Here is a 13082-nt window from a genome sequence, read left to right as displayed (position 1 = left end):
ACAGCTATACAATAGGATAGAAAAACGAACGTGTGTTCGAAATTGAGGTGACGAAGATGTCAACAGACTTATTTAATTACAATGAAGACGCCATCCAGGTGCTCGAAGGACTGACTGCTGTCCGGAAACGTCCGGGGATGTATATCGGTTCGACCGACCATCGCGGCTTGCACCATCTCGTCTATGAGATCGTCGATAACGCGATCGATGAGGCGCTCGCCGGATTCGGTGGCCAAATCGACGTGACCATCCATAAAGATGACGCGATCACGGTACGCGACCACGGGCGTGGTATGCCGACCGGGATGCACGCCTCCGGGAAACCAACGCCAGAGGTCATCTTCACGGTCCTCCACGCCGGCGGTAAGTTCGGCCAAGGTGGCTACAAGACGTCAGGTGGACTCCACGGGGTCGGCGCCTCGGTCGTGAACGCACTCTCGAGCAAGGTCCTCGTCACGATTTATCGCGACGGCAAAGTGTTCGAGCAGACGTTTGCCGACGGCGGGATTCCGCAGACGACGCTCCTCGAGACCGGAAAGACGCGTCAGACGGGGACGAGCGTCTACTTCAAACCGGACGCCTCGATCTTCTCGACGACGACATATAACTACGACACGCTCGCTGAACGGCTCCGTGAATCGGCATTCCTGTTAAAAGGATTGACGATCACGTTGACGGACGAGCGTTCGGATAAAGAAGAGACGTTCCATTACGAGGAAGGGATTGCCGAGTTCGTCCAATATTTGAACGACGACAAGGCGACGCTTCATCCGATCGTCTACTTCGAAGGGACGGAGAACGATATCGAGCTAGAGCTCGCCTTCCAGTTCACGGACGCCTATTCTGAGAACGTCCTCTCGTTCGTCAACAACGTCCGGACTCGTGACGGCGGCACGCACGAGGTCGGCGCCAAGACGGCGATGACCCGCATCGTGAATGAATACGCCCGTAAGAACGGATTGTTGAAAGAAAAAGACAAGAACCTCGACGGCGGTGATGTCCGCGAAGGCTTGACGCTCATCGTCTCGGTACGGATCCCGGAAGAGTTCCTCCAGTTCGAGGGACAGACGAAATCGAAACTCGGTTCGCCCGAGGCACGTACGAGCGCTGATGGTGTCATGGCCAAACAACTGACGATTTTCCTCGAGGAGAACCCGCAGATGGCGACGATGCTCATCAAGAAGGCGATCCGCGCCGCCCAGGCCCGCGAAGCCGCCCGGAAAGCCCGGGAAGAGGCGCGCAACGGCAAGAAGAAGAAACGTTCGAGCATCTTGAACGGAAAACTGACGCCGGCGACGTCGAAGAACGCCGCCAAGAACGAACTGTTCCTCGTCGAGGGTGACTCGGCCGGCGGTTCGGCTAAACAGGGCCGTGACCGGACGTTCCAGGCCATCCTGCCGCTGCGCGGGAAGGTCATCAACTCGGAGAAGTCGAAACTTCAGGACATCATGAAGAATGAGGAAATCAATACGATCATCCACGCGATCGGGGCCGGGGTCGGCCACGACTTCGACCTTGAGGACTGCAATTTCGACAAAATCATCATCATGACCGATGCCGATACGGACGGGGCCCACATCCAAGTGCTCCTGTTGACGTTCTTCTTCCGTTATATGCGCCCTCTCGTCGAGGCTGGCAAAGTGTTCGTCGCCTTGCCGCCGCTCTATCGGATTTCGAAAGGGAAAGGCAAGTCGGAACAGTTCGAGTACGCTTGGGACGAAGAGGCGCTCGAGAAGCTCGTCAAAGTGTATAAGAAGGGCTATATCCTCCAGCGCTACAAAGGTCTCGGTGAGATGAACGCCGACCAGCTATGGGAGACGACGATGAACCCCGACACACGGACGCTCATCCGTGTCACGGTCGACGATGCTGCCGTCGCCGACAAGCGTGTCTCGGTGCTCATGGGGGACAATGTCGTCCATCGCCGGGAGTGGATCGAGGAGAACGTCGCCTTCGGCCTCCAGGAAGATGATTCGATCATCGCCAATGAACACGTGACTAAAGCGATTGAGGAAGTGATGTAACGATGTCGACGATTCAACACATTTTAAACTTGTCGCTCGAACAGGTCGTTGGTGACCGCTTCGGGCGTTACTCGAAATATATCATCCAGGACCGGGCCCTCCCGGACGCACGCGACGGCCTCAAACCCGTTCAGCGCCGCATCCTGTATGCGATGCACCATGAAGGCAACACGAACGAGAAACCGTACCGCAAATCGGCGAAGACGGTCGGGAACGTCATCGGTAACTATCACCCGCACGGTGACAGTTCCGTCTATGAGGCGATGGTACGCCTATCGCAGGACTGGAAGTTGCGTTACCCGCTCATCGACATGCACGGGAACAACGGCTCGATGGACGGCGACTCGGCCGCCGCGATGCGATATACCGAGGCCCGTCTGTCGAAGATTGCCGGCGTCATGCTGACGTCGATCTCGAAGAACACGGTCGACTATACGCCGAACTTTGACGATTCGACCGAAGAGCCGCTCGTTTTGCCGTCACTCCTCCCGAACCTGCTCATGAACGGGACGACGGGGATCTCTGCCGGTTATGCGACCGAGATTCCGCCGCATAACTTGACCGAGGTGCTCAACCTCGCCATCGCCCGCTTGAAAGGTGAGGTCGAGACGACGAATGACGCATTCCGTTATATGCAAGGACCTGACTTCCCGTCTGGCGGGATCGTCATGGGCAAAGACGGCATCTTGAAGGCGTTCGAGACCGGCAAAGGCAAGGTCATCATCCGTGCCAAATCGGTCATCGAGCCACTTAAGGGCGGCCGTGAACAGATCACAATCACCGAGCTCCCGTATGAGGTGAACAAGGCGAACCTCGTCAAGAAGATGGAAGAGCTCCGTCTCGACCGCAAAGTTGAAGGTGTCGCCGAAGTCCGTGACGAGACCGACCGGACCGGCGTCCGCGTCGTCATCGAGTTGAAGAAGGAAGCCGATGCGGAAGGTGTGCTCCATTTCTTCTTGAAGCATACCGATCTGCAGCTCGCCTACAACTACAACATGGTCGCCATCGTCAACCGGACACCGAAACAGATGGGACTCTTGTCGATCATCGACGCGTACTTGAAGCACGTCGAAGAGGTCGTCACCCGTCGCACGACGTTCGAACTCGATCAGGCGAAGAAACGCGCCGAAATCGTCGACGCGCTCGAACAGGCCATCTCGGTCCTAGACGAGACGCTCGAACTCATCCGTTCGGCCAAAGACAAGTCCGAGGCGAAACAGAAGCTCATGGAGCGGTTCTCGTTCACGGACCGTCAAGCCGAAGCGGTCGTCATGCTCCAACTGTATCGGTTGACGAACACGGATATCGTCGAGCTCCAAAAAGAGGCGAAGGCGCTCCAAAAAGAGATTGCTCGCCTCGCCAACATCTTGAACGTCGACGCGACGAAACGGAAGCTCATCTCGAAAGAGTTGACCGCACTCCGTGACGAGTTCGGCGACGCACGGCGCTCGGTCATCGAGTCCGAGGTCGAAGAGTTGAAACTGAAGACAGAGGTCATGATCGCCGTCGAAGAGACGATGGTGTTCGTCAGCCGCGACGGTTACGTCAAACGTTCATCGATGCGCTCATATGGCGCCTCGAGCGACGAGATGCCGGAGATGAAGCAGAAAGACCGTCCCGTCCTCGTCACCCAGGCGATGACGACGGACCACTTGCTCGTCTGGACGAACAAAGGCAGTTACTTGCTCATCCCGGTCCATCAGATTCCAGAGTCGAAATGGAAAGACGCCGGTCAGCATGTCGCCAACCTTGTGCCGATCGAAGGCGAACAAGTCGTCTCGGCCGATGTCGTCTCGACGTTCGAGACCGACGCGCATTGCCTGTTCGTCACGCGTGAAGGCATGGTCAAACGGACGCCGCTCCGTGACTATGACGCCCAACGCAAGTCGAAAGCGCTCATGGCGCTCAAGTTAAAAGGTGACGACGAGGTCGTCTTCGCGGGCATCAGTGACGGTCCAGGACAACTGTTCCTCGTCTCTGAGCGCGGCTATGGCCTCTGGTTCAAAGAAGACGACGTTCCGGTCGTCGGCCAACGTGCCGCCGGCGTCAAAGCGATGAACTTGAAAGATGGCGATGTGGTCGCCGATGCCTTTGCCTTCTTCACACCGCCGCTGTTCGTCCTCGTGACGCAACGTGGAGCGGTCAAGAAGATGAAGCTCGAGGATCAGTTCGACTGCACGAACCGCAACTTGCGCGGGACGATGCTCATCCGCGAAGTCAAATCGAAACCGCACCAGATTCGTCGTGTGCTCCCGGTGCATGACGATGAAACGCTCCACATCATTGGGAAAGAGAAAGCGAAGACGGTCAAGACGAAGCAATTGACGCTCTTGGACCGCTACGCCAACGGCTCATTCGTGTTTGATGAAGAGACGTTCGGTGAGATTGAGGACGTGTACCTCGATTGAGATCGAACAAAACCCTGTACCAGAGACGGTTGTCTTTGCTACAGGGTTTTTCTTATGGATTCAAAGCTCCGCCTTTATCAGATAGCGCTCCAAATCGGCCTGTTGGCGCAAATGATGACGGCTATGCATCTCGATGAGGTCGTACCATTCCTGGGCGTTCAGCCAACCGAAACCGCCATGTCGGGCTTTGACGTCAGGGTTTGCCGCGCGGGCGAGCGGTTCAAGGCGGTTCAAGCGTGCAGATAACTCGTCGATTCGTCCTTCGAGCGTCTCGCGCTTGTCCGTGTTGTTCGGGGGTTGGTTCATCTCATCAGGTAAGCGGATTTTGACCGGTGGGAAACCACCCATCCGGAACAATCGTTCACCGAACTCGGTCTTCCCGAGCGGTTGTTCTTCAGTGGAAGCGAGACACCGGTCAATCTCGTCCGCATATTCCTCGGCCACCACGATGATATGGTCGTACATCTGTCCGATTGACCAGACGTCTGCTGCTGCCTGATAACGGAGCTGCCGCTCGGTATAGCCGTCCAAGTCTGCTTTGAACTGGGATAACAGTGAAATCGGCATGTCCAACCTCCTTCGATTTGATTCTCTATCCAGTATAACACGGGGGCATCAGCTGATTTTTTCAACTCCATGTCACATTAGTTTCTCTTAGGAGCGGGTATTTCTAAAAGGAACAACGATCCCTTTTGGCGAATGGGACAGGAGGACAAATCATGGGGGGATACGTATGTCACAGTGGCTCGATTGGGCCAAGCGGCTACAGGCGCTGTCACAGGCTGGCTTGACGTTTACGAAAGACGAGTTCGATCGAGAACGTTACCTCGAACTCCAACGAATCGCGACCGAGATGTTCGAGCAACAATCTAATCTTGCTTTGCATGAAATCACCGAATTGACCCACGTCGATGGTTATCCGACACCGAAGCTCGACGTCCGAGGCGTCGTCTTCAAGGATGACGCAGTGTTACTCGTCAAGGAAAGGTCAGACGGACTTTGGACGCTTCCGGGTGGCTTTTGTGAGATCGGACTGTCCCCGGCAGAGAACATCATCAAAGAGATCGAGGAAGAGGCCGGTTTCGACGTCGCACCGATTCGGCTGCTTGCCTTGTTCGATATGCATCATCACGACCATCCGCCGTTGTCGCAGCATTACTATAAACTGTTTATCGAATGCGAGTTGATTGGTGGAGAGGCGCAAATTAGTCATGAGACGAGCGAGGTTGCGTTCTTTACACGAGACGCCTTACCACCTTTGTCACTTGCGCGGAACACGCGAGAGCAGCTCTATATGTGTTTTGAGGCCCGTTGGCAAGAAGATTGGACCACGTTATTCGATTAAGGGGAGGGGATTCCATGAAAGTCACACGTTTTGATCACGTCCATCAACTGACGTTTTTCGCACCCATCTTACCAATCAACGTCCAACTGATTGAACGTGAGCTCGGGCTTGTCTTGATCGATACAGGGCTCGCGCAGAACGCGGAATCGATTTTAGCGTATATCGAGACGTTCGAACGCCCGCTTCTCGCTATCTTGTTGACGCATGCCCATGGAGATCATGTCGGCGGTGTCGATACGATTTTGAAAGCCCATCCTCATGCCGAGCTGTACGTCTCGAGGCGCGACGCCCGTCTCCTTGAAGGGGACCGGACGACTGACTCGGACGAGCGGGCTCTCAAACTGAAGGGTTCTCTCCCGAAAATCCACTCCTTGCCGGATAAATTGCTTGACCCAGGTGAGCGGCTGTTCGGCTTACGGGTCTATCCGGCAGCGGGTCATACCCCTGGTTCGATTGCTTTTTTCGATGAGAAAGAGCGGATTTTGTTTGCGGGAGATGCATTTCAGACGCGTGGGGGAGTCGCCGTGGCAGGGGACGTCCGTCCGTTGTTCCCGCTGCCGGGTATCGCGACATGGGATAAGCGTGCAGCGTTAGAGCATGCGGAGAAGTTGCTCGATCTCGCACCGCAACGTACGTTCGTCGGCCATGGACAACCAGTCGCCGGGACACATCGGCTCTATTTGGCACTGAAGCGGGCCAAACGCAAGCAAGCACGTCTATTTTTACGATAATCCGGGGGTGCTCACAGGTGGAATTACGCGAGATTCAGACGACAGATTATCAACTGGCCGAGCAAATGCTCGAGATTCAACGAAACGCTTATGCGGTCGAGGCCGAGCTAATCGGCTTCGATGAGATCCCAGCGCGTTATGAGACGGTCGAGGTGATCCAGAATCTGCCCGGTACGAGCTACGGTTTGTATAACGACGGGCGGTTGATTGGCTTTATCACGATTGAAGCGGCTGAGAACACGGTCGAGGTCACAAAACTGTGCATCGATCCTAGATATTTCAGGGCGAGGCTCGCGACGACGTTGCTCGAACACGTGCTCAGCTTGCACGAGGACAAACTCGTCTATGTGCACACCGGCAAACATAACGGACCGGCCAAGAAACTGTACACGAAGCTCGGGTTCGAACCGAGTGCCGAGTTTGAACCCGAACCGGGCGTCACATTGATCCGTTTTACGCGAACTTGAATCCCTTTCGTCAAATTTCACATTCCGTCTCACTACTTTAAGTATACTAAAGAATTGAGACGGAGTTTTATTTTTACTGATAATATATGTTATGTTAACTAAGAGAAAAAATAGAGAAAATCGATGTCAGATGTGACGTCTCTCCTCTCGAGAAAATCAGAATAGCTTGTACCAATACAACGTCATATCGATGTTCGGATTTCCGGTCTGTTTGAGCGTATCGACACCGCCGAGCGCGAACCCTTCTTTCGCATAAAATCGACACGCGATCACGTTATCGTTCTGCGCTTCAAGTGACAATCCAAGCAACGAGTGCTCGTTTGCCCACGTCTCTGCAACTTGCATCAGCAAATGGCCAATCCCGCTGTGTCGATCGCTATTACGGACCGCGATGTTCTCGATATACGCAAAACGGTTCCAGTCTTTCACCACACGGATTTGTCCGATACATGTCGTCTCGTCGAACGCCAAGAATACTTGTTTGTCTTCACTGTTGATGTATTCATGCCAGTCCAGCAAATCGTCTGGAAAGCTTGTCACACGGGCTTTCTCATATAACTGTTCCTCATACGTCCAAACTCCGTCACAAAAGCTCGGAATGATTTTCCCGATGATTGGAAACGGATTATTGGCTTCGTTCACGACGCTGATGGAATACTCATCTAACGGTTTGATCGAGATGTTCGGGGCTTCTTCCATTGCATCTTTCTCCCTTCATATGTAATGACCGCTCCATCCAATAACTACATAGCATTTTTTCATGCGCATCGGTAAACATGAGTCTTAATCCGTCTTTATCATCAATTAGCGCCTGCAGATATAGTTTATCCGGTATCTCTGGATTGGCGGTCCATCTTTCCCATTTCTCCATGTGTGCCCTCCTCTCCTCATTTTGATATGTTCCAAATAATCCTTCACTATCTATCATACGTTAATTAATGACGTTCACATGCGTGGGAATCGGCTGATCAACACGATGATATCTTCGCTTAAACCGTATTGTTCAAACCGACATCCATTCATCTGTTTCATCACAATTAATAAACTGTGTCATTCGATTGAATCCTTCATTCATCAATATGTTAGCGCTTAATGGATTTATGTTTCGAAAATAACTTTAACGCTGTTCATCCGCTCTTAGGAGTTGCCTGTAAGCGTATGTCATGCTATTTTTAGACAGATGATAACTTAAGGAGGAACTTGAATGAAACGTATGACAAAAGGTTTGGCAGCATCCCTATTACTGGCTGTCCCGCTCGCGGCGTGTGGTGATTCTAGCACCGATCAGGCCGAAACTTCGCGCTGGGACGAAATCAAAGAAGACGGTACGCTCACGGTCGGTACGGCCGGTACGCTCTATCCGGCCTCGTTCCGTGAAGAAGATAGCGATACATTGACTGGGTTTGACGTCGAGCTCATGAAAGAGATCGGGAAACGCCTTGACCTCGAGGTCCAATTCAAAGAGATGGCGTTCGACAACATGTTGACGAGCGTTCAAAACGGACAAGTTGACGTCGCCGCAAACGATATCTCGGTCACAGACGACCGTAAAGAGAAGTTCTCCTTCTCGACGCCATACAAGTACACGTACGGGACGGCCATCGTTCGCAAGAGCGATTTGTCTGGCATCGAGTCACTTGAGGACTTGAAAGGCAAAAAGGCCGCCGGAGAAGCGACGACCGTCTTTATGGACGTAGCACGTCAATACGGGGCGGAGGAAGTCATCTATGACAACGCCACGAACGACCAGTACCTTCGTGACGTCTCGACAGGACGGACCGACGTCATCTTGAACGACTACTATCTTCAGACACTCGCCCTCGCCTTCTTCCCGGACTTCGATATCACGATCCACCCGGATATCGCCTATAACCCACAGGAAGTCGCGTTCTTGATGGACAAAGAGAATGCAGAGCTCCAAGAGAACATCGACCGCGTCCTTGGCGAGATGCTTGAAGACGGTACGGTGAAAGAATTGTCGGAAACGTTCTATAACGGAGCCGATGTCTCGGTAGAACCGGACGTCGACGCGACGATCGTCGAATTGGACTAAGCGGTCATGTTCGAGGGTGTGAAATGGGAAGCAATCTTTGACGTCGACCTGGCTGTGCGCTCGTTCCCTTATCTGCTAGGCGGTTTGCCGAACACGCTTTGGATCTCATTCGTCAGCATGCTCTTCGGCTTGTTGCTCGGTCTCGTGCTTGCCCTTGGGAAACTGTCACCGTCCCGGATGCTGCGGTTCCCGTCGACGTTCTATATCTCGTTCATGCGGGGCGTGCCGATTTTGATTATCCTGTTCATCTTATATTCAGGGTTTCCATTCATCGGCATCGAGTTCGCGGCGCTGACGGCGGCGGTCATCGGGTTCAGTCTGAACTCGGCGGCCTATATCGCTGAGATTATCCGGTCGGCGATCCGTGCCGTCGATCCGGGACAGGTCGAGGCGGCCCGCTCGCTCGGGATGAACAAGTGGCTGACGCTCAAAGGGGTCATCTTGCCGCAGGCGACGCGAATCGCGCTCCCCCCGCTTTCGAACGTGTTCCTCGATTTGATTAAAGCGAGTTCGCTCGCCGCCATGATCACCGTCCCGGAGATTTTCAACAAGGCGAAGATCGTCGGGGGCCGGGAGTTCGACTATATGACCGTCTATCTGGTCGTCGCCCTCATCTACTGGGGCATCTGTACGTTCATGTCGTTCTTCCAAGATTGGCTCGAACGGCATTTTGAACGCTATTTGGATACACCGAAGCGATGACTGACTTGCCTCCTACAGGCAGGTCAGTTTTTTTGTCGGGCGGTTATCGCGAAAGTGACATGGTATAGTCAACTTATTCTATATTTCGCTTCAAAGGAGACACATCACCTATGTTCTCAAAGCTATTATTCGTCGCATCCGGCCTCATCACACTCACGTATATTTTGTTCGATGGACCGGCATGGGTCAGTGCCTTAAACCCATACACGAGTATGATTGTCCTTTATTACTTGGTTTTTAAGTTCCCGAGCCGGAAAAGAGCGAAGGCGGCCTCTTCAAATTGACCACACGTGACGTACATATTTTGAAGCGCTGGTCTTTAGCGTTCCATCTCGGACCGCGAGTGTGCTATGATTTTCTTAATTATCAGAAAATAGACGGGGGAATTTTATTATGGTGCAACAATGGACGACACATTTAAACGATCAAGTGATCGGGCAGTCAAAGGCGATCAAGCTGTCGACGATTGCCCTCCTCTCTGGGGGACACGTCCTGCTCGAGGACCGACCGGGGACAGGAAAGACGACGCTCGCACGTAGCCTGGCCACCTCGGTCTCGGCCGCATTCCAACGGGTACAGTGTACGCCGGACACGTTACCGAGTGACATTTTAGGGATGGAACTGTTCAATCCGACGACAGGCACGTTCGAACGGAGAACGGGCCCAATCTTCACGTCGATTTTACTCGTCGATGAGATCAACCGGACGACACCACGGACGCAGTCGGCTTTGTTAGAGGCGATGCAGGAGCGGCAAGTGACGCTCGGCGAGGTGTCGCTTCGTTTACCAGACCCGTTCTTCGTCATCGCGACGCAAAACCCGTTCGACGGGCAAGGGACGTTCCCGCTGCCTCAGGCGCAGCTTGACCGCTTCTTATTCAAACTGTCACTCGCCCCGCTGTCACGAGAGTCGGAACGCCGGTTGCTGCGTAATGAGCATTTGAGTGCGGCTCCGTTCACGTTGCAACAGACCGAGCTTGTCGAGATGCAGCAAACCGTCCGTGACGTCTTGTTTCACGATGCGATGGAAGATTATCTGCTCGATTTCGTCGAGGCGCTCCGTCATCACCGGGACATCGAGGTCGGACCGAGCCCGCGGGCGACGCTCGCCTACACGATGGCAGCTCGGGCGCATGCCTATATGGACGGACGGGATTACGTCACGCCTGAAGACATTCGCGCGCTCGCCCTGCCCATCCTCGGCCACCGGATCGTCTTGACGGTCGAGGCGTCGCTCAAGACGAAGCCGTCCAAATTGATCAAGTCCGTTCTGGAGACCATCCCGGTCCCGTCAGAGGTGTGACATGCAACTCGTCAGCCCTCGCTACCTCGAGTCCGGGTATATGTGGCTCTTGTTCGTCGTCGGGGTGTTCACCGCCCTATACGGAAACGTCTTCCTCGCAAGTGTGATTATCGGGTTCAGCCTGTATGCGCTCATCATGCCGGAATTATTATTCCGACTCGCTGAGTACGTCCACGTCGAAGTGACTGACGAACTGAAGCTGTTCCCGAACGATGAAGAGACATATACGCTCAAATTGATTTCGACGGCGCCCGTGCCCCTTGGCGTCGTCCGATTGTCGGGTTATCTCCATCCGACCGTCGAGTCGGAGGCGCACGCCTTCTGGCGCCAAGAGAACTTTGTCGGTCGTGAGGCGGCCGTCGCCTACACGCTTCCACTCAAGGCAATCAAGCGTGGTCCGATCCGCATGGAGGCGATCGGCATGGAGATCCGGGACCCGCTCCGTATGTTCTCACTCTATAAAGAAGATCCGCTCGACCGTATCGGGTATGTGTTCCCTGAATTCCTGCCTTATCCGATCCCGAAACGTCCGCCGACGTTACCAGGCGAAGAGATGGTCCGTCATAGCGCCTACCGTGACCCGGAGACGTTCCAGTCGGTGGCGCCGTATCACGGACAGCCGATGCGGCAACTGTATTGGTCGGCCTACGCGAAGACAGGTGAACTGCTCGCCCGTACCGAGCAACCTGTCCAGGCGAACGAATATGTCGTCGTGCTCGACTTGTTGACGAAAGACGGGCGCGCCCTCACCCATCAGATGGAACGGTTGATCTCGCAGGCGGCGGCGCTATGCCGCGACTTCGAGAAAGAGAACGCGAGCTATGGGCTGATCGTCCCGACCCTGACGAAGGAAGGCATCACTTATGACCTCGCCCCGGGAAGCGGTGAGACGCATTTCCGCAAGGTCATGACGACGCTCGCCTGCCTGTCGGAACGGGATTTCCCACTCGCCCGGTCGCTATTCGAACGGAAGGTCGCCAAATACGGCGGCAGCCAATCCATTTTACGACTGGGAGGTGACGGACGATGAGACTACTCTGGTGGGTGTTCGCCGCGTTCTATGTCGGTCACGTGTTTCCGCTCGTCTTTCTGCTGACGCTCCGTTTGCCGCGCAACTGGCAGCTCGGGGTGCAGACGGCCCTGAGCATCGCCGCGCTCTTGTTCTCGTATGAGATGAGCATCACGCTACTGTTGTTCACGTACATCCACGCCTTTATCCGAACTCTCGATTGGACGGACCGTTACGCGATCGCAAGTGTGCTCTTCCTCATTGTCGATTGGTTGTTCCCGCCGGCGTCTCAGCCGCTGGCTATGATCGTCTTCCCGTTCTTGTTCTTGTTTTGGCAACGGAGCCTGTATTATCGCCGTGACTATAAACGGATGCTGTCGACACTCGTCGTCGCCCTCGCAATCGGTCTCGGCCTGGCCGTGATCATCCGGACGATTAAAGAGTTATTGTTCGGTAACCTCGTCGCCTGGATTCGTCCCATCTTCGTGTGGATCGGGGGCTGGTTCGATGGGTTCAACTTGGATCCGTCCGACCGTGTCAACCGTATCCTCGTCCCGGACAATCCGAACATCGATGCCGAGACGATTTCAAACGAGACGTTACTCGAATCGGCGACGAACCAATCGCTATTCTTGGTCGTCACGTTTCTCGTCGTTCTCGTCAGCGTCATCGCTTTATTCATCTATGTGCAACGCCGAAAAGAAATCCATGAGGATGTGACGGTGCCGAAGCAACGCCATCAAGCGGCCGCTTCGGTTCGCCGCTCGACACGGGCCCCACGGCACGTCCGTCTGCTTGATGCCGGGAGACGTCTCGAACAGGCCCATCCCCGCCAGCGCGAAGAGACTGTTTCGGAATGGTTCGAACGAATCGGATTTACCGAAGGAAGTCGCTTTGCCACATGGCTGGAGGCGGCCGAGTACGGAGAGAAAGAAGCGCCGGCTCCAATCGTCGAGGCGTTCGAACGACATGTCACCCAGACGCTCAAAAAATAAGAGACCAGTCAGTTCGCCGGGCACTCCCGGACGGTCTGACTGGTCT

13 protein-coding genes are annotated in these 13082 nt (G+C 54.5%); 10 read left to right on the top strand and 3 right to left on the bottom strand.

The window, feature by feature from the left end:
• Nucleotides 1–56 precede the first annotated feature (56 nt).
• Together parE and parC are read left to right on the top strand one after the other, a co-directional pair.
• Nucleotides 57–2024, top strand: a complete 1968-nt coding sequence (parE, locus tag KNP64_RS03745) for a DNA topoisomerase IV subunit B (RefSeq protein ID WP_214792057.1) — start codon at nt 57–59, stop codon at nt 2022–2024.
• A 2-nt stretch (nt 2025–2026) separates the two neighbouring features.
• Complete coding sequence (parC, locus tag KNP64_RS03740; RefSeq protein WP_214711372.1) at nt 2027–4432, top strand: DNA topoisomerase IV subunit A; 2406 nt, start codon at nt 2027–2029, stop codon at nt 4430–4432.
• 60 nt (nt 4433–4492) lie between these two features.
• On the opposite strand, the gene KNP64_RS03735 is transcribed toward parC, so the two are convergent.
• Nucleotides 4493–4999, bottom strand: coding sequence for a DinB family protein (locus tag KNP64_RS03735; RefSeq protein WP_214711373.1), 507 nt, complete (start codon nt 4997–4999; stop codon nt 4493–4495).
• Between the two features lie 166 nt (nt 5000–5165).
• Here KNP64_RS03735 and KNP64_RS03730 point away from each other — a divergent pair, with 166 nt between their 5' ends.
• From KNP64_RS03730 to KNP64_RS03720, 3 genes are read left to right on the top strand one after another with little or no spacing between them, the layout of a single operon-like run.
• Nucleotides 5166–5777 carry an NUDIX hydrolase gene (locus tag KNP64_RS03730; RefSeq protein WP_034777626.1) on the top strand — a complete coding sequence of 204 codons (612 nt, stop codon included), beginning with the start codon at nt 5166–5168 and terminating at the stop codon, nt 5775–5777.
• A 14-nt stretch (nt 5778–5791) separates the two neighbouring features.
• Complete coding sequence (locus KNP64_RS03725; RefSeq protein ID WP_214707763.1) at nt 5792–6508, top strand: MBL fold metallo-hydrolase; 717 nt, start codon at nt 5792–5794, stop codon at nt 6506–6508.
• A 17-nt stretch (nt 6509–6525) separates the two neighbouring features.
• Nucleotides 6526–6975 (top strand): GNAT family N-acetyltransferase, encoded by a 450-nt coding sequence (locus KNP64_RS03720; protein ID WP_214711375.1) that lies wholly within the window; start codon nt 6526–6528, stop codon nt 6973–6975.
• A 156-nt stretch (nt 6976–7131) separates the two neighbouring features.
• On the opposite strand, the gene KNP64_RS03715 is transcribed toward KNP64_RS03720, so the two are convergent.
• Both KNP64_RS03715 and KNP64_RS03710 read right to left on the bottom strand, forming a co-directional pair.
• Nucleotides 7132–7674 carry a GNAT family N-acetyltransferase gene (locus tag KNP64_RS03715; protein ID WP_214792059.1) on the bottom strand — a complete coding sequence of 181 codons (543 nt, stop codon included), beginning with the start codon at nt 7672–7674 and terminating at the stop codon, nt 7132–7134.
• Nucleotides 7634–7846: a hypothetical protein gene (locus KNP64_RS03710; protein WP_214792061.1), complete on the bottom strand. Its 213-nt coding sequence runs from the start codon at nt 7844–7846 to the stop codon at nt 7634–7636. The genes KNP64_RS03715 and KNP64_RS03710 overlap by 41 nt, the downstream gene beginning before the upstream one ends.
• A gap of 333 nt (nt 7847–8179) precedes the next feature.
• On the opposite strand from KNP64_RS03710, the gene KNP64_RS03705 reads away from it, so the two are divergent.
• From KNP64_RS03705 to KNP64_RS03685, 5 genes are all read left to right on the top strand, one after another.
• Nucleotides 8180–9028, top strand: a complete 849-nt coding sequence (locus tag KNP64_RS03705) for a transporter substrate-binding domain-containing protein (protein WP_214792063.1) — start codon at nt 8180–8182, stop codon at nt 9026–9028.
• Nucleotides 9029–9034: 6 nt separating this feature from the next.
• The gene (locus KNP64_RS03700) at nt 9035–9730 is read left to right on the top strand and encodes an amino acid ABC transporter permease (RefSeq protein WP_214707772.1); all 696 of its coding nucleotides are present in this window, start codon (nt 9035–9037) and stop codon (nt 9728–9730) included.
• A gap of 393 nt (nt 9731–10123) precedes the next feature.
• Complete coding sequence (locus KNP64_RS03695) at nt 10124–11032, top strand: AAA family ATPase (RefSeq protein ID WP_138859427.1); 909 nt, start codon at nt 10124–10126, stop codon at nt 11030–11032.
• 1 nt (nt 11033) lies between these two features.
• The gene (locus KNP64_RS03690) at nt 11034–12062 is read left to right on the top strand and encodes a DUF58 domain-containing protein (RefSeq protein ID WP_034777619.1); all 1029 of its coding nucleotides are present in this window, start codon (nt 11034–11036) and stop codon (nt 12060–12062) included.
• Entirely contained in the window at nt 12059–13036 is a 978-nt protein-coding gene (locus tag KNP64_RS03685; protein ID WP_214792065.1) for a hypothetical protein, read from the top strand. Before KNP64_RS03690 ends, KNP64_RS03685 begins: the two co-directional genes overlap by 4 nt.
• Nucleotides 13037–13082 lie beyond the last annotated feature (46 nt).

Source organism: Exiguobacterium sp. s64 (assembly GCF_018618035.1).
GTDB classification, from domain to species: domain Bacteria; phylum Bacillota; class Bacilli; order Exiguobacteriales; family Exiguobacteriaceae; genus Exiguobacterium; species Exiguobacterium mexicanum_A.
The sequence above is the reverse complement of the archived record's forward strand: the minus strand, read 5'-3'. Positions and strand labels throughout refer to the sequence as shown.